We start from the raw sequence: 19,571 nt of genomic DNA, 5'->3' as shown, positions 1-19,571 counted from the left end.
TGCGCGACTAAGCTCGGAAGGCGAACGGCCGAAGGTAGAGAGCGCTTGCGAGCCGCGGATGCGCGAGGCCGCACACACGAAAGTAGGCAGCCGGAAGTGACCAGCACAATCGGATTGGGGATGCCCGCCGCTCCTGCGGCCGTTCTCGCTCCTCGACGCAAGACTCGCCAGTTGATGGTGGGCAATGTCGGGGTCGGAAGTGATCACCCGATCTCGGTGCAGTCCATGACCACGACCAAGACCCACGACATCAACGCGACGCTGCAGCAGATCGCGCAGCTCACCGCCTCCGGCTGCGACATCGTGCGGGTGGCCTGCCCGCGTCAGGAGGACGCGGACGCGCTGGCGACGATCGCGCGCAAGAGCCAGATCCCGGTGATCGCCGACATCCATTTCCAGCCGCGCTACATTTTCGCGGCCATCGACGCCGGATGCGCGGCGGTGCGGGTGAATCCGGGCAATATCAAGGAGTTCGACGGCCGCGTCGGCGAGGTCGCCAGGGCCGCGGCGGCGGCGGGCATCCCGATCCGCATCGGCGTCAACGCCGGTTCGCTGGACAAGCGGATGCTGGAGAAGTACGGCAAGGCCACCCCGGAGGCGCTGGTGGAGTCCGCGCTGTGGGAGGCGAGCCTGTTCGAGGACCACGGCTTCGGCGACATCAAGATCTCGGTCAAGCACAACGATCCGGTGGTCATGGTGGAGGCCTACCGGCAGCTGGCCGCGCAGAGCGATTATCCGCTGCATCTCGGTGTCACCGAGGCGGGCCCGGCGTTCCAGGGCACGATCAAGTCCGCGGTGGCGTTCGGTGCGCTGCTGTCGGAGGGTATCGGCGACACCATCCGGGTCTCGCTGTCGGCGCCGCCGGCGGAGGAGATCAAGGTCGGTGATCAGATCTTGCAGTCGCTGAACCTGCGGCCGCGCAAGCTCGAGATCGTGTCGTGCCCGTCGTGCGGGCGCGCACAGGTGGATGTGTACACGCTGGCGAACGAGGTCAGTGCCGGGCTCGAGGGCATGGAGGTGCCGCTGCGGGTCGCGGTGATGGGCTGCGTGGTGAACGGTCCGGGCGAGGCGCGCGAGGCTGACCTCGGGGTGGCCTCGGGCAATGGCAAGGGGCAGATCTTCGTCAAGGGTGAGGTCATCAAGACCGTGCCGGAGGCGATGATCGTGGAGACCCTGATCGAGGAGGCCATGCGCATCGCCGAGGAGATGGGCGTGGAGGCGGGCGCGGGCGAGCCGGTCGTCACCGTCTCCTGAGTTTCGTGGGTCGAGCCCATGTCGCATTGTTGCGTTCGGCATAGCCGTACCACATCGTCGCTATTCGTGGCAGGCTAGCAACGTGCGCAGTCTGCTTGAGCCGGCGCGTAGGGCGAAATACGTTCCCGCGCGTCAGCTCGCGAGCCGGGACCTCGGTCAGGTCCTTCGTGTTCTGGATGCCGACCCGGTGGCGTCGTGCATGGTCGCCGCCCGGCTCCAGGAGTTCGGTCTCGACGCGTCCCGCTGCGGGCAGGGCGAGTTGTGGAGCCGCGGCGGTCCCGCGGAGTCGCTGTGTTTCTCCGGCGCGAACCTGGTCCCGCTGCGCGGTGACCGCGACGCGCTGCGGGCGTTCGCCGACCGGGCCCTGCGCTGGCCGCGGATCGCGTCGTCGGTGGTCGGCCGCCGGGAGCTGGCGCTGCCGCTGTGGGAGATGCTGGCCGACCACTGGGGTCCGGAGCGGGAACTGCGCGGCGAGCAGCCGCTGCTCGCGCTCACGCAAGCGCCGCTGGTGACGCCCGACCCGACTGTGCGCCGCGTGCACCCCCACGAACTCGACCGCTACCTCTGCGCCGCGATCGCCATGTTCATCGAGGAGGTCGGCGTCGACCCCCGCGCGGGCGACGGCGGCCGCGGCTACCGGCGCCGCATCCAGAGCCTCATCGAATCCGGCCGGGCCTGGGCGCGTTTCGAGGACGGCGAGGTGGTGTTCAAGGCCGAGGTCGGGTCGCTGTCCCGGCGCACCGGGCAGATCCAGGGCGTGTGGGTGCATCCCGAACACCGCGGCACCGGGCTGGGCACGACGGGCACGGCCGCCATCGCGAACGCGGTCGTCGCGTCCGGGCGCACCGCGAGCCTGTATGTGAACGACTACAACGAGGTCGCCCGCCGCGCGTACGGCCGGGTCGGCTTCCGGCAGATCGCCACCTTCGCCACGGTGCTGCTCGACTGAGACCACCGCGGGCGAAAGCTGTTTCGGCGGAAAGAAACACGGAGCGTTGCGGGGGTTTGCTCGACGTTGGCTATTACGATCGGTGCCGATGTCGATCAGGATTGAACCGCTGAGAAAACCGCTCCTCGTCACCCTCGCCGTCGCGCTGTTCGCGCTGCCCGCGGCCGGTTGCGCCCGCGGACCGCAGGGGCCGGTGCCCACGGCCGACGACTTCGTGGAGGCGTTCGCCGAGCACGATCTGGAAGCCGCGGCCGAGCTGACGAATCAGCCCGAAAAGGCGAGCGCCGCACTGAGTTCCGCGTGGGAGCACCTGCAGGCCGAGCAGTTGACGGCCCGCATCGGCTCCGCGAGGGTCAATGGCGATACCGCGACCGTCGATTACACCTACGAGTGGCGGTTGCCCAAGGAGCGGATCTGGCGCTACACCGGCCAGTTGCAGATGGGGCGCAGCGGCGGTCGCTGGCGGGTGCGCTGGACCTCGTCGAACATCCACCCCAAACTCGGTGACACGCAGACGATGTCGCTGCGGGCCACCCCGGCCCCGCGGGCGCGGGTGAACGAGCAGGCGGGCAGCGATGTGCTGGTGCCGGGCAAGGTCTCCCGGGTCGCGTTCACCGCGGCAAAGGCGGGCGACCCCGGCGCGGTCGCGACCTCGCTGTCGACGGCGCTGCGCCAGTTCGATCCGCAGCTCACGCCCGAGTACATCCGGGACGCGGCCGTCGCGGCGACGGGCGCGTATACCGTCGCGCTGCTCAGCGAGGGCGAATTCGACCAAGTGAGTGGCGATCTCATAGGCCTGCCCGGCGTCGTGATCACCTCGCAGTGGGATCTGGTGCCCACCGATCGCGGCTTCGCGCCGGATTTGCTCGCGCAGATCCGCAAGACGGTCATCGCGGAGGTGGACGGCAAGGCGGGGTGGAGCGTGGTCACCATGAACGCCAACGGCGCCGACACCGACGTGCTCACCGAGGTGCCGTCGCAGCCCGCCCCGTCGTTCTCGCTCAGCGTGGACCGCAATGTGCAGAACGCCGCGCAACGCGCCGTGGACCTGCGCGAGGAGCAGGCGATGATGGTGGTGATCCGGCCGTCGACCGGCGCGATCCTGGCGATCGCGCAGAACAAGGCGGCCGATCGGGACGGCCCGGTGGCGACCATCGGGCAGTATCCGCCCGGCTCGGTGTTCAAGACGGTGACCGCGGCGGCGGCCATGTCCACCGGTCTCGCCACGCCGGACACGGTGCTGCCGTGCCCGAGCCGAATCATCATCGGGGACCGCACGATTCCCAACTACAACCTGTTCACGGTCGGCGACGTGCCGATGATCACCGCCTACGAGCGGTCGTGCAACACCTCGTTCGCCAGCGTGGCCAGCAAGCTGCCCGGCGACGCGCTGCACACGGCCGCCGCGAAACTCGGCCTCGGCCCCGGCTACACCGTGGCCGGGCTGCCGACGTTCTCCGGGTCGGTGCCGCCCGCCGACGAGCTGATCCAGCGGACCGAGGACGGCATCGGCCAGGGCAAGGTCGTGGTCAGCCCGCTGGGCATGGCGCTGGTGGCGGCCACCATCGCGCACGGCTCGGTGCCGGTGCCGTATCTGATCGCGGGGCGCGCCACGACGGTCGAGGGCGCCGCGCCCGATCTCGCGCCGCAGGTGATCGCCGGACTGCGGGCCATGATGCGCCGGGTGGTCACCGGCGGCACCGCCGAGCGGATCGCCGACCAAGGTGAGGTGTACGGCAAGACCGGCGAGGCCGAGGTCGACGGCGGGTCGCACTCGTGGTTCGTCGGTTACCGGGGGGATATCGCGTTCGCGACGCTCTTGGTCAAGGGCGGCAGCTCCGACAATGCGGTCGCGGTCAGTCGCGATATGTTCGCCGCACTGCCGGCCGGTTACTGAGGCGCGCCGTCCTGTGCGGCCTGGTTGCTGGACGAGTGGGCGGTGCCCGTGACGGCCGCGCCCGCGTCGCCGCCGTCGAGAATCTGCACGGCGGCGGCGCCGCCGAGAACGATCGCCACGCTGGCTAGAATTGTGGTGGAACGCTTCATTGTTCGGCTCCCTCGGGTCAGGGGTGTCGGCGGAGGAAGGGTTGTCGCACGTTCCGTGCGGCACACACCGCACGGGAGTTTTCTGAAAGTTTGCTGACTTCCGAACCGTAAACCGCTGTCAATGCATCGAACAAGCACAGGTGACCGATGACACGGTGTCATGGAAAAGTGCCTCGAGCCACATTCCAGGAGATCTTGGAGGAGGCTACCTCCGGGCGTGTCGGAGTTTTCGTGGAATTGACCGATTGCAATACAAACTCTGCATGCCGAAATGTTCTTCGTCGCTCGGCGGGGTATTCGGCGTACCGCCGCCGAGCGATGCGGACTAGGGACGTTCTTCGTAACGGATGTCGTAGGCGGCGGCGATCGGGTTGATCTTCGCGGGGTCCAGGCGGCCGTCGGTGAGTACGGCGGGCCCGGCCTCGAAAAGGTCTTCGAGATAATGCTCCCAACCGCCGGGCGACGAGATTTGCAGGACGCGGGGCGGGGGAGTCGACACCGGGCGCAGGGCGTGCGGCACGCCCTTGGGCAGCAGGGTGAACCCGCCCTTGCCGACGGTGTAGTCGCGATCGTCGAACTCGACGCCGAGTTCGCCCTCGAGCACGTAGATGCACTCGTCGGCCGACTGATGGATGTGGCGCTGGATCGGCCGTGCCAGAACCACTTCGAGCAGGGAGAACCGGCCCTCGGTGTCGGAGGTCATCGCCTTGACGGCGAACGCGGGCGGCATCGGCACGCGGCCGGGGCGGACCTGTTCGGGTTCGAGGAGGAGGAATCTGTCCTGGGACATTGTGGGGCTACCTTCCTGGATGTCATACTGGAAGCGGAATCCGCTTCCGTTTCAATGAGGCCCGAGGAGCACCACAGTTGTCAACCCCCTTGCCGCCCAACCGAACTGGGCGCACCGACGCCCGCCGCAACCGCGAGCGAGTGCTGGCGGCCGCGCGCGCGTTGTTCGCCGAGCGCGGCGACGAGGTGCAGATGCCCGAGCTGGCCAAGGCGGCCGGGGTTGGCGTCGGCACGGTCTATCGGCACTTCCCGACGCGCGGTGACCTCATCGAAGCGGTCGCCGAGCATCGGTTCGCCGAGCTAGCCGAGTACGCGCGCACCGAATGCCGTAACCGCCCCGAACGCGGGCTGGAGCTGTATCTCGCCAAGGTCGGCGAGGTGCTGGCGGGCGACCGGGGGCTGTCCTCGGCGATCGAGGCGGCAAGGGGCACCACCGAATCCGAGCCGAGGGGAGCGGCGCGGGCCGAACTCGAAGCCGCCGTGCGGGATCTGCTCGACGACGGTCGCGCCGCGGGGTCGATCCGCGCCGACGCGACGGTGGGCGATGTCTACATGCTCGTCGGCGCGCTGTCCGCGACCATCCGCACGGGCAGCGGCGATTGGCGGCGGCTCATCGACCTCGCCATGAACGGGCTGGGGGCGTAGGAAGTTTCGCGGCGGTCACTCGGCCCGGCGCAACGTGGCGGCGAGGTGGTGTTGCAGCGGCTCGCCGACCGCCGCCATGCGCAGCGTGTAGTCGATGGTGTCGCCCTTCAGCTGAAACGTACGGCCTAGGGCGGTAACGATTTTCGCGGTGCTGGTGCGGCCGATGCTGGTGGAGTCGAACTCCATGTGCAGCGCGCCGTCGGCGACATCCAGTGCGCCCTCGCAGATTTCGGTGATGCCCGTGGGGTGCGCGAGGATCAACTCCACCCGGTCGGGGCTCGGGCAGCGCAGGTAGCCGGTCTCGGCGTGCATGGGCCGACCGCCGTCGGCGGAGCGGGTGCGCTGCCGGTAGGTGAGGAACGGGCGGCCGAGGTGGCCGAACCGGACTTCCTCCACATAGTCGAAGGAGTCGATGGTCGGGTATTCGCCGTGTCCCGTGCCGCGCCAGGTGCCCAGCAGCGGGGCCAAGGGGGCGATATCGGGGTGGGGCGCGATGGGGGGTTGGGGTTCGACCACGGCGCACAGCCTAAACCTTGTTGGTTCCGGGGTGTTCGTATACTGCCGAATTCTGTTCGCGCCAAGGTTAGCACCGGCTCCGGCCGGGATTCGGTGGAAATGGCCCGCACTTTCGCGGCGCGGGCCATTCATGCATTACCTGCGGCCGGTAGGGGCGGAGGCGCGGCGACTGGTGTCTCGGGCTGCGATCGCCGCCTCGACTTCCTCGACTGCGGTGCGAATCATTGTCCCGTAAGGATTCTCGGGAAGTGTGTGAAGGGTTTCCTTGGCGGCGGTGATCGCTCGTCGGGCGGCGGCGAACGAGCCGAGCCTGCGGTAATTGTCGGCCAGGTTCAGGTGCAGGGACGGGTAGAAACCGCGGACGTCCAGTGCGGAGTCGAACTGCCGGGTGCGGGCGTCGGTCAGCGAGTCCGCGGCGTCCAGGGCGCGGATGTCCCAGGTGAGAGCCTCGGCGGCGTCGTCGTAGAGATCGGCGAGGTAGTGGGCGAGGGTGCAGCGGTGGAGTGGGTCGCCCTGCGGGCCGAAGGAGTTCCACAGGGTCAGCAGGGACTCGCGGGCCTCGTCGGGTCGTCCTTCGTGTCCGAGGGTGACCGCGTGGGTGATGGCGGTCATGGTGTCGTCTGGCATGGCGTCGGATCCTGTCTGTTCAATGCCGGGTGGGCATGGCGAGGGTGGTGAGGTCGCCGTCGGTGGCGGAGCGCAGGACGACCGGGTGGTCGGGTGCGGCGAGGTCGAGCATGAGATCGGGGCCGAGGGCGGCGTGCACGGCGGGGAGCAGGGTCGTGACCTCGAAGGAGAGGGTGATGTCCGCGCCGGTGACCGTCGCGGGCAGGCGGTGGCGCCGGGTGCTGTCGGTCAGGGTCAGACCGTTCTGATCGATCTCGAATCGCACTGTGGGGGAGGAGGTTTCGAGGAGGGTGAGCAGTGGGGTGCGCGGGGTGAGTACGCGCGTCCGGACCGGGGCGAGGGTCGACAGGACGGCTCGATAGTCGGGGAACGGTGCATCGATCAGTTGGCAATACCTCTCGACACCCGCACCCGCTAGGAGCAGTCCGCAGTCCGTCGGGGTGGCCGTGATGTCGTCCAGGCGACGCAGCCACGCGATGGTCGGCGGGAGATCGCCGGTGTCGAGGACGAGCGACCAGTCTCCTTCTCGCTCCTGAGTCACCACGGTTCTGGTCGAGAGCCGGTAGCGGTCGGTGGCGGTGAGCGTCATGGAGTTTCCGCTCGCCTCCACGAGAATTCCTGCGAGCACCGGTATTTCGCGGTTTCTCGCCGCGGCGGCGCGCACCTGCTCGAACGCCTCGGCCAGCAGGGCGGCGGGCAGTGTGACACGATCGTCCGTCGAACAGGCGCCGAGCGTCTGCTTGAGTGACTTCGCGACGCGTTCGGCCTCCAGCGCCCGTCGCCGCAGCTCGTCGACGTGCTCGTCCAGCAGTCGCTCGGCGCGCTCGGCATCGCCGGAGAGGATCTCGGAGATCGCGTCGAGCGGTACCTCGATGGCACGCAGCCTGCGAATCGACACCGCGCGTTCCCGCTGCGCGGCCGTGTAGTACCGGTATCCGGTCAGCGGATCGACCCTGGCCGGCACCAGCAAACCGCAGTCGTCGTAGAACCGCAGCGCGCTCGGCGTGAGCCCGCTCGCCCGCGCCAGCACGCCTATCGTGATCAAACCGTCGGACTCAGCCACCCGGTCATCATGGAGTCTCAGGTAGGCGGAAGGTCAAACGGCTCGGTCGTTCCCGCTGAGCGATTCTTCCCAGCGGCGCGACCACGCCCAGACGCTCTCCAGGGCGGTGCCGAGTTCCGTTCCGGCGTCGGTGAGCTGGTAGGACTTGTCGGCGTTCTTCACGATCAGGCCCGCGCTTTGCAGATGTTGCAGGCGCACGGAGAGCATGCTGGAGGAGCAGTTGTTCATGCGTCGCCGCAGTTCCAGGAAGCCGAGGCGGCCGGGCGCGAGCTCCCACAGCACGCGCAGGATCCACCGCTGCCCGAGCAGTTCCATCGCGGCCAGGGCCGGCGCGGTGGCCGGGTCGTCGGGTGGCCTCGCCCCGCTTGCGCTTCTCATTCAGAACTACCATAGTGATTCTGATTTAGAAGCAATTCGCCGGGCCGAGGGGTCCGCGACGAGAGGGAGATGGTGAGCCGACCAGCCGGACAGCGAATCGTTCTGATCACGGGCGCGTCCCGCGGCATCGGCGCGGAGACCGCGCGGATTCTTGCCGCGCGCGGAGATCATGTGATCGTCAATTACCGCGAAAAGATGAGGCGCGCCAAGCTGATCGCCGACGAGATCGTCGCGGCGGGCGGCAGTGCGTCCGTCGCGGGCGCGGACATCGCCGACGCGGACTCCGCCCGCGGCCTGATCGAGTCCATCGTCCAGGAGTTCGGCCGGTTGGATGTCCTCGTCCTCAATGCCTCGGGCGGGCTCGAACGCAACGCGGCTCCCGGCTACGCGATGGAGATCAATCGCGACGCGCAGACCCGCCTCGTCGATCTGGCCTTGCCGCACATGCCTTCCGGCTCTCGCATCGTCTTCGTGACGAGCCATCAAGCCCACTTCCACGGCCGCAAGCCGGTCCCCGCCGACTACGAACCGATCGCCGCCAGCAAACGCGCAGGCGAGGACGCCCTACGCGCCATGATCCCCACCCTCACCGCCCGCGGCGTCACCCTGCACACCGTCTCCGGCGACATGATCGACGGCACCATCATCGTCCAACTGCTGGAACGCCGAAACCCCGACGCCGTAGCCGCCCGCCGCGACACCTCCCCCCTCCCCACCATCGCCGAATTCGCCACCGCCGTAGCCGAAGCCACCACCGTCCCCGCCGAATCCGGCCACACCACCTACATCGGCGGCCCCGACTACCTCACCCCGGCGTAACGCACCGGCCCCGACTACCGCACTCCCAGGTAAAGCACCAGGTAGATTTGCCGCGCGCGTGTCGGATGACGGGAAGTGGGTGAAATCGACGTGGAGGGGGGAAGTCTCGTTCACGCTATCGATGTGTGCCAGGTGCGAGGTGTGCTGCGGCGAAGGCGCGGTATTCGACACCACCCGACGGGCGGGGCGGGCCCGCGCACGCTCAGGCGGGGGTGCTGAGGTGAACCGGCCGGGGTACGACCGGGTTCTGCCGGGGAAGGATCTGCTGCTGGCGGCTTTTCGTGGCTTTCCGCACGCCGACCATCCGATGCTGGAGGCGGCGGGCGAGCTGGCCCAACTGCACCTGGCGCGCGAGTGCACGCCGGCGGCCGAGTCGGTCAAGATCGATCGACGCCGTACCGAACTGGTGCGCGTCATCGATCGCTGGGTCACCCTGGCGACCCCGGTGCCGGAGATCGGCGCGCCCGAACACCTCGAGACCGTCGGCAGACTGGTGGACCGGCTGGCCGGCATGACCGCGCAGGCCTTCGCCGCGCTGGCCTTCGCGCCGGAGGCGGTCTTCTACGACGCCTGGGTGCGGATCGAGGAGCTGGCCGACGGCTACCAGGACCTCATCGACGACCTGCGCACCGGCGTCCGGCGGTTGCCCGACGACCCGTACGACCCTTGGTGAGCGCTACTTTCCGCGCCCGAACAGCCGAAACGACCGGCTCCGCCGCTGCGGCAGCGTCGCGTAGACCATGGTCATGTCGGCGAACACCTCCGCCTCGCGCTCCCGCTCCACGCCGAACTCGTCGCGGCCGAGCATGTGCTCGATCGACTGCGGCGACACCGAGGGCAGCATGAGCGCCAGCCTCGGCGGCACCTCGCGGGTGGATTCCCGCGTGCCGTGACCGAGCAGCATGTGCCCGACCTGGTGCAGGACGATGTGGTCGGCGTTGCGGTCGGTGGCCTCGACGTCGGAGACGATGATGTCGTCGTGCTTGCGCGCGATCCACAGACCGCCCCCGCCGCAACCGATCTCGTGCAGCAGGGCCTTGGGCGCGGTGTGCAGGCTGATGGAGCGGCCCCGGTGCGCGGCGACGGCGGCGAGGTAGCTGGTCAGGTTCCACGGGTTCGGGAGGGGCACGATTCGGGTCGCGTCTCCGAAACGGGCTTCCATGCTGGTCATCTCGGCCCACATTACTCACCGGCTCGCGGGTAGTCACCTACCGATGGGGACGATTCCGGCGTGAGTTGCTGCACTGCCGGACAACAAGATCCACTATTCGGCGGGTGGCTCCGCGGCTGCGGGCTCGGCGTGCAGATACCGGATGGCCAGGTGATTCACGCCCCACAGCACGACGCCGATGGCGAGCAGGACACCCGCGATCGTGTACTGCTGCGGGTTGCGGTCGGTCCACGGCGTCACGAGGAACCCGCACGTCAGCGCGCCGATCACCGGCAGGGCCGTCGGCGTGCGGAAATGCTCGTGCGCCACGCGATCTCGGCGCAGCACCAGCACCGCGACGTTGACGACGGTGAACACCGCGAGCAGCAGCAGCGCGGTGGTGCCGCCGAGTTCGGGCACGGCGCTGACGAAGGCGATCAGGCACAGCGCGAGCAGCGTGGTGAACAGGATCGCGATATAGGGCGTGCGCCGGCCGGAGTGCACGCGCCCGAGCGCCCGTGGCAAGACCCCTTGCTTGGCCATGCCGTACAGCAACCGGCTGGCCATCAGCATGTTGATGAGCGCGGTGTTGGCGACGGCGATCATGCTGATGTAGGCGAAGACGTGCGTCGGGAATGCGGGCCAGCCGACGCGCACGACCTGCAGCAGCGGTGTATCGCCCTGTCCGAGCTGCGGAACCGGCACCAGCGCGACCGAGGTGATCGACACCAGCACGTAGATGACCGCGGTGATGGTGAGCCCGGCCAGCAGCACCTTCGGGAAGATCCGGGTCGGCTCCTTGCACTCCTCGGCCATGTTGACCGAGTCCTCGAAGCCGACCATCGCGTAGAAGGCCAGCGTGGTGGCGGCGATGACGCCGCCGACGGCGGTGCGGTCGCCGGTGTCGAACTCGGTGACGCGGCTGAAATCGCCGTCGCCCGCGCCGAGCGCCCAGCAGCCGATGCCGATGACGATCAGCAGACCGGTCAGCTCGATGCAGGTGAGCACCACGTTGAGTTTCACGCCCTCGCTCACCCCGCGCAGGTTGATCAGCGCGACCACCGTCATGAACGCCAGCGCGATCACCGTGACCACGAGGCCTGTGCCGATGTCGAGGTCGAAGGCCTCGGCGAAGTTGGCCGCGAAGGCGCGCGACGCGGTGGAGGCCGAGGTGATCCCGGAGCACATCACCGCGAACGCGACCATGAACGTGAAGAACTGGAGGCCGAAGGCCTTGTGCGTATAGAGGGCCGCGCCCGCGGCGTTCGGGTACTTGGTGACCAGCTCCAGGTAGCTCATCGCGGTGACCAGCGCGACCAGGAACGACACCACGAACGGCACCCACACCGCGCCGCCGACCTCGTTGGCCACCTTGCCTGTCAGCGCGTAGACCGAGGAGCCGAGGATGTCGCCGACGATGAACAGCAACAGCAACCACGGACCCATCACCCGCTTCAGCTCCGGCTCCGCGCCCCCCTGTGTGATGACCTCGGCCATGCGATCCCTCCCGAATGTTTCGCACCAGATGGTTGAGATACCCCGAATCACTCGAAAGTAGTCGACGGTTCTTCACTTTCGGCGCGAAACGACCTCCGTGATGAACCGGAACGCGTGCTGTCCCGGTATCTCTCAGGACGACCGCGACATGCGGGCGGGTGCGGGTTACCGGCGATCCGGCACGGCGCTCCGCAGGATGGGAGCGTGCGGATGAGCCTGCTGACGGTGCCGTCGCGACCGCGGATCGGCGCGGTCGCTCAGTGGTGGGTGCTGACCTGCCGGCTGATCCGGCCCTCGTGGCGCAATGGGGAGCTGGTGACCGCCGTCGTCGCGCCGACCGTGTTCACCCTCGGGTTCTATGTGCCGTTGAACCTGGTCATGAGCGTGTACGGGCACGGACTGAGCAGCTACGCGCAGTTCCTCATGCCGATGATCGTGATGCAGGCGGTGGCGTTCTGCGCGACCTCGGCGGCGTTCCGCGCGGCAAGCGACGCCAAGGACGGGCTCACCGTCCGATTCGGCTCGATGCCGATGCCCGCCGCGGCGCCGCTGGCCGCGCGAATCACCGCCGCTATGTATCGCGCGGCGGTCTCGCTGGCGGTGGCCGTGCTGTGCGGGCGGGTGATCGGCGTGGAGTTCTACGGAAGCTGGTGGGAGACAGCGGGTTTCATCGGATTCGCGCTGCTGGTGGCGCTGGGGCTGTGCCTGGGGGCCGATCTCGTCGGCAGCCTCGCCAAGAGTCCGGAGGCGATCACCCAGGCGCTCATCTTTCCGCAGCTCATCCTCGGTTTGGTGTCCACCGGGCTCGCCCCGGCGCGCCAATTCCCTTCCTGGTTGCAGGTTTTCGCGCGCAATCAGCCGGTGTCGCAGTTCGTGTACGGGATGCGTGCGCTGGCCGGGGATCCGAGCGGCAATGCGGGGGTGGTCGGCTGGCCGGTACTCGGCCCCGGATTGGCTTGGGCGACAGGGATGCTCGTCGTGTTCGGGGCGCTGGGCGCGGTGGTCGCGGTGCGGAGGTCGGCGTGATCGGGACGGGCGAACAGCTCGCGGCCGCGGATCTGCCCCTGGTGCCCGGCCGGACCGAGACCTTGCGGCTGCTGGTGCCGCAGACCGTCATTCAGACCCGGCGGCTGCTGCTGCGTTGGTGCCGTGACCCGTTGACGATGGTGCAGTCGCTGGTGTTCCCGGCGCTGCTGCTCATCGTGCTGAATACCGTGCTGGGCAAGCAGATCTCGACGTTCTCCGGGACGAGCGCGCTGTACGGCTCGGTGCCGATGGTGGCGCTGGTCGGGGTGATGTCGGGCTCGCTGGCCGGCGCCATCACGCTCGGGCGCGAGCGCGATCAGGGGCTGCTCGCGCGACTGTGGGTGCTACCGGTGCACCGCGCGTCCGGGCTGACCTCGCGGATCATGGCCGAGGGGGTGCGCATCCTGGTGTGCACCGTGGTGCTGTTCGGGGTGGGGGTGGTGCTCGGCTTCCGGTTCGAGCAGGGCGTGCTCGCCGGTCTCGCGCTGTTCGGGGTGCCGCTGCTGTATGGGCTCGGGTTCGCGACGCTGGTCACCGCCGTCGCGGTGTACAGCGCGAAAACCGCTCTGGTGGAGGCTGTTTCGCTCGGCTCGTCGATCATGATGTTCTTCAGCACCGGCTTCGTTCCGCTGGCCGCGTATCCGCGCTGGGCGCAGCCGATCGTCGCGCACCAGCCGATGACCCACGCCATCGACGCGATGCGCGGGCTCTCGCTCGGCGGCGCGGTGCGCGCTCCACTGCTGGCCACCGCGGCCTGGTCGGTCGGCGCGATAGTGGTGTTCGCGGTGCCTGCCGCCGTCGGCTACCGGCGGGCCAGTCGTCGCTAGACCGGCTTCGCCGCGGCCTCCATGATCATCTCCGCGGAGTCGCGCGGGCTCAGCGCCATCGCGCGCAACTGGTCGAAGATCACGCCGAAGCGCCGGATCTCGTGGTGGCCCTCGATCAGCTCGTCGCCCGCGATGCCCTCCACGTACACCAGTTCCGGGTCGGCCGGATCGGGGAAGTCGAGCAGGGTGAACGAGCCGGCCATACCGGGATGGGCGCCCGCGTCGAACGGCAAGATCTGTAGAATCACGTTCTTGCGCTTGGTTTCCTGGAGCAGGCGGTCGAGCTGGCCGTGCATGACGGCCGGGCCGCCGACGGTGCGCCGGATCGCCGCCTCGTCCATCACCACCCACAGCTCGAGCGGGTCGTCCTTGGTGAGGTTGGCGGCCCGGTCCATCCTGGCGCGCGCCCGGTCCTCCATGATCGCCGCCTCCACCTTCGGCATCGACGTGTCGATCACCGCGGTCGCGTACTCCATCGTCTGCAACAGACCCGGGATGGTGGATGTTTGATAGTGCCGGGCGGACAGCGCCTCGGCCTCGAAGTTGATGTAGGCCGCGTACACCTCCGACACGCTGCCCTCGTACGCCCGCGACATGCCGGGCTTGAGCGCGTCCGACAGCAGCTCCACCGCGTCCTCGCGCTGCTCCTCGCTGACGCCGTACAGGTCGAGCATCGCCTGCAGGGTGCGTCGCTGCGGCCGGGCCTGCGCGGTCTCGATCCGGTACAACGTCGTGACGTTGATGCCGGTCTTCCCGCTCACCTCTTCCTTGCTCAGGCCCGCGCGCTCCCGCATCTCCTGCAACATCGCGGCCAACCGGCGCAATCGCACGGTGAGAACGGTGCGCTTGCCTGCCATGACAACTCCCCTTCGGCCCGCCCCCGGCGGATTCGCTACGTGAGCGCGTAGGTCGAAAGCGTACCGCTTCGGCACCCCCGGAGGTTCCAAAGCGGAACGGATCGTCCAGGCGATCGAGCGATTCGGGCCGATCATCATGGCCGGCTACGGAACCTACGAGATCGGCCAGATCGCCGTGCTCTCGCCACCCGAACACCAACGCCCGGATCTGCTGCACACCGTCGGCCGCCCGGTGCCCGGCGTGCGGGTGAGCATCCGCGGAAGCACGGGCGGAGTTTTCACGCCGTCCCAGAGTCTTTCGGTCGACGAGGTGACCGCCTGGGTTCGCGCGGAGATAGGCGAGGCTTACGCGCCGGAGGGTTATCGGGGTGGTGGGTCGAGAAGACGGGTGTACATCTATCGACTCTGCGGGCGAAACATAAGCCTCGCGAACTGAGCGAATAATCGCTACAGCGTTTCTCGGCGTCCCTTCGTCATTTGCTGGTGGCACCGAATATCGTTATGCCCGTTGACGGACTGGAGGGTCCGGTCCAGTCCGCTCAGCCGATTCGGAGTCGTCTTCTCTGTGCGGCAGGTGGGTGGCCATTGGTTGGCTGTCAACACGCCATGACACAGACCGTCCGGTTGTCCATCGCGGCGGTAGGCGTCCCGGGCAGGCAGGGTGGAAACCCGACGTTCGTGGACGTGAGACCTGTTGCGGCTGGCCGTCTGTCGGGGCCGAAGAGTGGAAGAGCACAGCTTCCGCACCATTGCGGACGCACTCTTGCGTTCTTGCACCTGTACGAGCATGATCCAGCTAGCCTAGTTGTGAACAACCGATCCGATGACCGGGATAACCGAATCGAGAGCCAATTATGTTGGTACAAAGCGTGTTGGTGTCGGGCGTGCTGGGGGTGCGGCAGTGATGAGTGCGCCCACGGTGGGGATCTTGCCGACAGCTCCGCAATTATTGTGCGCCTTTCAGGGGCGTCGTTTTCTAGATCGGGAAATGTTGCGTTCGGCGCATGCGCTCGCGGAGTTGCATGCGCGCCGACGGCAGGTGCGAGATACCGCGCTGCTCGTCGAGATCGACTGTCGCCGAGCCGAACTCGTGGACGATATCAACGATTGGATCGGCAAGGAGATTCCGCAGCACCGCAACGGCGCCTCGCTGCACACGGAAAGCCTCGGCGCGGTGGTCGATCGGATGGCCCGCAGCTGGGTGGACGCGAATCAAGCCATCGATGTCGACGGCGCGCGCAGTGACAATACCCATAAACACTGGTACCACCTGGCAGAATTAGTCGATGGGTACACTGATTTGGTAACCGATGTGGCCGGTGGCCGCCGCCGATTGCCTGAGCAGTGATCTTTCTCGACCGACGGATTCCACCGCAGTATCGATACCGCGATGGTGACACTGCCGCGACAGCGTCGGTCGCTCGATAGGGCGATGTCCCAGGGTTGTCATCCGACCAGTGACCCCTCTGGACGTCAACGTCGCCTGCCCAGTGACGGCGGGCGCAATGGGGCGCCCCGCCCGGCGTGCCGCGTGGTCGACTGGCGCGGCACGCCCGCTGAGATCTCTCCGTGCTCATTCCGCGACGGTGAAGATCTCGTGCGCCGCCACTCTGACGTTGCTCTGCCCGTGCGTCCGCATTCGGGCGAGTAGCTCCACCCAGGTCGCCGTCCACCCGCAGTGATTGCCGCACTGTGCGATCAGCGCCAGCGCGGCCAGCGCCGTGGCGCTGTCGACGTCCGTGGACAGCTCGCGGGCCACCGTCGTCATGGCCGCGGCCTCCACCATCTGCCCGGTCCGCGCCAGTTGCGTCCGCAGCTGCTCGGCGGGGTAGACGACCAGCGCACCCCGCGCGAGCCCGCACGCCTGCTGGATCGCGCGCACGCTGGATCCCGGGTCGGCCCAACGGATCTGGGTGAGCAGCAAATCGATCGCGAACCGCCGCCACTGGGTCTCGCCCGCCAGTCGCTCGGCGACGACGACCGCGGTCGCGCGCGCCTCGTCCGACTGCCCGGCCGCCGCGCAAAGGTGACCGAGGAGGGTCGAGAGTCGTTGGCGGGCAGGCAGGTCGCGGCCCGGGATGACCACGTCCTCGGCCGCGAGCAGGCGATCCACCGCCGACGGCACCTCGGCCCGGAACCCGCTGCCGACCAGCACCCGCGCGACCTGTCGCCACAGCCCGGCCTCGCCGAGATCGGCCAGCCTGCGCACCAGCATGTCCCCGGTGTCGGCGGGCGCCCAGCGCTGCCACGCGGCGAGCACCCGCATCGCCTCGGTGGCGAGCTGGACGTCGGCGCCGCCGGCCATCTCGCGCACGAGCGCGGCCATCCGGTGGCGCTGCGGAATCGGCAGCAGCGCGGGCGCGAGGCTCAGCACCTCGTCTGCGACCGCGGGGTCGGTGACGGCCTCGGCCAGGATCTTCCAGGCCTCGTCGTGGTCGAGCAGCCACCGGCACGCGAAAACCACCGCGCGTCGCACGTCGCGATGCTGACTCGGCCGGTCCCAGATGGCCTGGATCGTCGCCATCGCCTCTGGCACGCGCAGCGCCGCGAGCAGGCGCACGCCCTCCTTCAACGAGGTGATCTTCGGCGAATCCAGCAGCGGGGTGAGCGCGCCCGCGAGCCGATCCGGGGCGATGCTCCTGGCGCGAGACGCCATGCCGCTCACCGCGACTCGCGCGCGATCGGTGTCGACGTGCCGGGCGAGCACGCCGATCGCGGCCTCGGCGTCCGCGCTGCGGCCGAGTGCGGTGAGCGCCGCCTCGGCCACCCTGAGCTCGGGGTGATCGGTGTAGCCGACGAGGCGCGCGAAACTGCCGGGTAGTCGGCCCAGCCGGTGGATCGCCCAGGTCTTCTCCCACGGCGAGGACTCCTTCGCCCGCACCATCGCGGTGAGCGCGCGGGCGTAGAGCTCGATCTGGCGCGGCGTCCACCCGTCGAAGCCCGCCGAAAAGTCCGGTACCAGACGCACTTTCGGGGCAATGAAGCGGCCGGGCGTCGCGCCGTTGAGCACCGTGTCGAGCAGATCCGTTCGGCGCGTGGCGATCAGGCGCTGCACCCGTGGCAGCGAGATGAGCGAGCGGTCCCGGTTCAGCAGGGTGCTGAGGTGTTCGTCGCGGGTCGCTGGGTTGGCCAGGGCCAGGTCCGCCGCGGCGCGGATCACGGCGTCATTGCGCGCGCCGCAGGCCCGGATGAGCAGCTGTTGCAACGGCGGCACGCGCCAGGCCCGCTTGTTCAGGCCGGTGGCCAAGGCCAGCGTGAGGCCCCATTCGTCGCGCGCCGCGTCGGCGTCGAGCCGACGGCGCAGTGCCGCGAAGAGCCGATGCTCCGCGCCGCGCGGCAGGTCACGATCCACATCCCACAGCGGCACCGAGCCCGATTGCGCCGCAAGGTTTTCGATCAAACGCAGCGCCGACTCCGCGCAGGCCGCATCGTCGACGCGCGCGCCGTGCACCAGCAGCGTGCGCGCGAGCGCGCCGACCGCGCCGGTGGTCGTGGGCGATCGGTCGCGGGCCTGGAGCGCGTCCGTGCCCAGGCTCTCCAGCGCGGGCAGGTGTTCGGTGCGCAGCAGCGACGGCGGTATCCGATTGATCGCCTGTAAAGCATTGCGCCGCACCGGGTCCTGCTCGTTGCGCAGGCGACGCAGCGAGTCGAGCAGCGCGCCGAGCACGGCGGGATCGCGGCTGCCGACCGCGGCGGTCACCAGCAGCGGGTACGCCTCGGCCCGCTCGTCCGCGGTCGGTCGGCGGATGCTCTCGCGCAGCACGGATTCGGCCTCCTCCCAGGAGAGCCGGGCGATGAGCCGCTCGCGCGCCGACCGATCGTCGGAACCGCCTCGGCGCGAGAGCAATTCGCGCGCCAGCGCCGTCCGGTCGGGCATCGGGAGGCTGTCGAGCGCGTCGAGGTCGACCTGAGCGGCCTCGACGCCGGGCCGGATGAACACCTGCCGCACCAGTTCGGTGCGCCGGCTCGGCGGCAGGGCGTGCAGGAATCGCCGCCGGTGATATCCGGGATACGCGGCGCACACCGCGGTCAGTCGATCGTCGGGTAGCTCGCGCAGCGCGACGAACACCGCACGCCCGGCGAGGCAGTTGCCGCGGCCGCTCGGATGCAGAATCAGGTCGACGACGGCGTCCGGGTCGTGCCGCGCCAGCGCGCCCGCGACCGTCTCGAGACCGTTGAGCTGCACGAACCGCACCGCCTGGGTGGCGAGGGCGAGCAGGCGATCCGGCTCGCGGAGCGCGAACGCGCTCGCTCCGGCGGCGATGCGGGGCCACAGTTCCGGCCAGTCGGGCTCGCCCGCCTCGTCCGCGCGGGCCGTCAGGTAGGCGAGCACCGTCTCGGAGTGCCTGCGGCTCAACGTCTGCCAGTTCGGCACCGTGTACGCGAACTCCGGCAGGTGTTCGGCGACCAGCGAGGGCGAGCAATAGGGCAGGATGCCCGCCGCCTCGGCCTCGCCGAAGAGCCGCCGCACCTCGGGCAGCAGCGCGTCGGCCAGGGCGGCGTCGCGGGTGCGGCGGCCGATCGCGCGATACAGCACCCGCCGGGTCCGCTGCGCCATCCTCGGCAATCGTTCGACCAGCGCCGCAGGTTCGACCCCGGTCCGGACGAGCGCGACGACCGCGCGGGAGACGAACTCCTGCTCCGGCGAGTCCAGTTGACTCACAAGGTGTTCCCGGTCGGCGGCGATCGCGGCGAGGTGCATCGCGAGGATCCGTTCGTACCGGCCGCGCCCGGCCAGGTCGGCCAGCAGCGCGCGGAGATCCGGGGTGCCGGCCAGCCGCAACGCCACGGTCGCGAGGGCCCGGCGCCGCTGCGGCGCGGACAACGGCTCGATGTCCTTCACTAGCTTCGTCGCCGGTGCTGCCATTGGTGGACCGCCAACCTTTCCTCGGATGCGGAGGAATCCCCCGTGGTCGTTGTGAGGATATGTCGCGCGCAGCGGGTTTCGCCGGACCGCGATCGAAACGGCGGCCGGCGCGACCCGCGGCGCGCTCAGGTCGCCGCGGCGGCGCGGGCCTCCCGGCGCAGTCGGCGGCGGCGCAGATAGCGGCGGATCCGGGAGGCGAGGAAGACCACTAGAAACAGCCCCGATCACCAGTAGCGCACCGGCGATCACCGCGGCCCAGGA

Annotated in this window: 20 protein-coding genes; 10 read left to right on the top strand and 10 right to left on the bottom strand. The window is 69.1% G+C overall.

What is annotated here, in order from left to right; translation table 11 throughout:
• The first annotated feature begins 96 nt into the window (after positions 1-96).
• The 3 genes from ispG to ON39_RS22300 all read left to right on the top strand — a co-directional run bounded on the left by ispG (position 97) and on the right by ON39_RS22300 (position 4,100).
• A complete protein-coding gene (ispG, locus tag ON39_RS22310) occupies positions 97-1,254 on the top strand; it encodes a flavodoxin-dependent (E)-4-hydroxy-3-methylbut-2-enyl-diphosphate synthase (RefSeq protein WP_040737300.1) in 1,158 nt (385 codons plus the stop codon).
• A gap of 82 nt (positions 1,255-1,336) precedes the next feature.
• Positions 1,337-2,203, top strand: coding sequence for a GNAT family N-acetyltransferase (locus ON39_RS22305; protein ID WP_083894627.1), 867 nt, complete (start codon positions 1,337-1,339; stop codon positions 2,201-2,203).
• 88 nt (positions 2,204-2,291) lie between these two features.
• Positions 2,292-4,100 (top strand): penicillin-binding transpeptidase domain-containing protein, encoded by a 1,809-nt coding sequence (locus tag ON39_RS22300; RefSeq protein WP_040737298.1) that lies wholly within the window; start codon positions 2,292-2,294, stop codon positions 4,098-4,100.
• Here ON39_RS22300 and ON39_RS48940 read toward each other — a convergent pair.
• Positions 4,094-4,249, bottom strand: a complete 156-nt coding sequence (locus tag ON39_RS48940; RefSeq protein ID WP_157195503.1) for a hypothetical protein — start codon at positions 4,247-4,249, stop codon at positions 4,094-4,096. The two genes, ON39_RS22300 and ON39_RS48940, sit on opposite strands and share 7 nt — an antisense overlap.
• A gap of 325 nt (positions 4,250-4,574) precedes the next feature.
• Positions 4,575-5,039 carry a cupin domain-containing protein gene (locus tag ON39_RS22295; protein ID WP_040737296.1) on the bottom strand — a complete coding sequence of 155 codons (465 nt, stop codon included), beginning with the start codon at positions 5,037-5,039 and terminating at the stop codon, positions 4,575-4,577.
• A gap of 77 nt (positions 5,040-5,116) precedes the next feature.
• On the opposite strand from ON39_RS22295, the gene ON39_RS22290 reads away from it, so the two are divergent.
• Entirely contained in the window at positions 5,117-5,683 is a 567-nt protein-coding gene (locus ON39_RS22290) for a TetR/AcrR family transcriptional regulator (RefSeq protein ID WP_211336333.1), read from the top strand.
• 15 nt (positions 5,684-5,698) lie between these two features.
• Here ON39_RS22290 and ON39_RS22285 read toward each other — a convergent pair whose 3' ends face one another.
• The 4 genes from ON39_RS22285 to ON39_RS22270 all read right to left on the bottom strand — a co-directional run bounded on the left by ON39_RS22285 (position 5,699) and on the right by ON39_RS22270 (position 8,267).
• On the bottom strand, positions 5,699-6,199 hold the full coding sequence (locus ON39_RS22285) for a peroxynitrite isomerase (RefSeq protein WP_051186925.1): 501 nt from the start codon (positions 6,197-6,199) through the stop codon (positions 5,699-5,701).
• A 135-nt stretch (positions 6,200-6,334) separates the two neighbouring features.
• Positions 6,335-6,826, bottom strand: a complete 492-nt coding sequence (locus ON39_RS22280; protein ID WP_040737292.1) for a hypothetical protein — start codon at positions 6,824-6,826, stop codon at positions 6,335-6,337.
• 19 nt (positions 6,827-6,845) lie between these two features.
• Complete coding sequence (locus ON39_RS22275; RefSeq protein WP_040737291.1) at positions 6,846-7,889, bottom strand: DNA polymerase III subunit beta family protein; 1,044 nt, start codon at positions 7,887-7,889, stop codon at positions 6,846-6,848.
• A 33-nt stretch (positions 7,890-7,922) separates the two neighbouring features.
• Complete coding sequence (locus ON39_RS22270) at positions 7,923-8,267, bottom strand: winged helix-turn-helix transcriptional regulator (RefSeq protein WP_051186924.1); 345 nt, start codon at positions 8,265-8,267, stop codon at positions 7,923-7,925.
• A 69-nt stretch (positions 8,268-8,336) separates the two neighbouring features.
• Here ON39_RS22270 and ON39_RS22265 point away from each other — a divergent pair, with 69 nt between their 5' ends.
• On the top strand, positions 8,337-9,086 hold the full coding sequence (locus tag ON39_RS22265; protein ID WP_040737289.1) for an SDR family oxidoreductase: 750 nt from the start codon (positions 8,337-8,339) through the stop codon (positions 9,084-9,086).
• A 220-nt stretch (positions 9,087-9,306) separates the two neighbouring features.
• Positions 9,307-9,759: a hypothetical protein gene (locus ON39_RS22260; RefSeq protein ID WP_040737361.1), complete on the top strand. Its 453-nt coding sequence runs from the start codon at positions 9,307-9,309 to the stop codon at positions 9,757-9,759.
• A gap of 3 nt (positions 9,760-9,762) precedes the next feature.
• Here ON39_RS22260 and ON39_RS22255 read toward each other — a convergent pair whose 3' ends face one another.
• Both ON39_RS22255 and ON39_RS22250 read right to left on the bottom strand, forming a co-directional pair.
• Positions 9,763-10,257 (bottom strand): hypothetical protein, encoded by a 495-nt coding sequence (locus ON39_RS22255; RefSeq protein WP_246002928.1) that lies wholly within the window; start codon positions 10,255-10,257, stop codon positions 9,763-9,765.
• 93 nt (positions 10,258-10,350) lie between these two features.
• Entirely contained in the window at positions 10,351-11,733 is a 1,383-nt protein-coding gene (locus tag ON39_RS22250; protein ID WP_040737287.1) for an APC family permease, read from the bottom strand.
• A gap of 210 nt (positions 11,734-11,943) precedes the next feature.
• Here ON39_RS22250 and ON39_RS22245 point away from each other — a divergent pair, with 210 nt between their 5' ends.
• Both ON39_RS22245 and ON39_RS22240 read left to right on the top strand, forming a co-directional pair.
• Positions 11,944-12,759, top strand: a complete 816-nt coding sequence (locus tag ON39_RS22245; RefSeq protein WP_040737286.1) for an ABC transporter permease — start codon at positions 11,944-11,946, stop codon at positions 12,757-12,759.
• Positions 12,756-13,586, top strand: a complete 831-nt coding sequence (locus ON39_RS22240) for an ABC transporter permease (protein ID WP_373283720.1) — start codon at positions 12,756-12,758, stop codon at positions 13,584-13,586. Before ON39_RS22245 ends, ON39_RS22240 begins: the two co-directional genes overlap by 4 nt.
• Here the strand turns inward: ON39_RS22240 and ON39_RS22235 are convergent.
• The gene (locus tag ON39_RS22235) at positions 13,583-14,443 is read right to left on the bottom strand and encodes a helix-turn-helix domain-containing protein (RefSeq protein WP_040737284.1); all 861 of its coding nucleotides are present in this window, start codon (positions 14,441-14,443) and stop codon (positions 13,583-13,585) included. The genes ON39_RS22240 and ON39_RS22235 overlap by 4 nt on opposite strands.
• Positions 14,444-14,579: 136 nt before the next feature.
• Here ON39_RS22235 and ON39_RS22230 point away from each other — a divergent pair, with 136 nt between their 5' ends.
• Together ON39_RS22230 and ON39_RS22225 are read left to right on the top strand one after the other, a co-directional pair.
• Positions 14,580-14,879, top strand: a complete 300-nt coding sequence (locus ON39_RS22230; protein WP_040737283.1) for a hypothetical protein — start codon at positions 14,580-14,582, stop codon at positions 14,877-14,879.
• A gap of 552 nt (positions 14,880-15,431) precedes the next feature.
• The gene (locus ON39_RS22225; protein WP_040737282.1) at positions 15,432-15,791 is read left to right on the top strand and encodes a DUF4254 domain-containing protein; all 360 of its coding nucleotides are present in this window, start codon (positions 15,432-15,434) and stop codon (positions 15,789-15,791) included.
• A 225-nt stretch (positions 15,792-16,016) separates the two neighbouring features.
• Here the strand turns inward: ON39_RS22225 and ON39_RS22220 are convergent, their stop codons facing one another.
• On the bottom strand, positions 16,017-19,310 hold the full coding sequence (locus ON39_RS22220) for a hypothetical protein (protein WP_110293614.1): 3,294 nt from the start codon (positions 19,308-19,310) through the stop codon (positions 16,017-16,019).
• Positions 19,311-19,571 lie beyond the last annotated feature (261 nt).

This window comes from Nocardia tenerifensis NBRC 101015 (assembly GCF_000308715.1).
In the GTDB taxonomy this organism is placed as follows: Bacteria; Actinomycetota; Actinomycetes; order Mycobacteriales; family Mycobacteriaceae; genus Nocardia; species Nocardia tenerifensis.
This window is presented reverse-complemented; position numbering and strand designations above follow the sequence as displayed.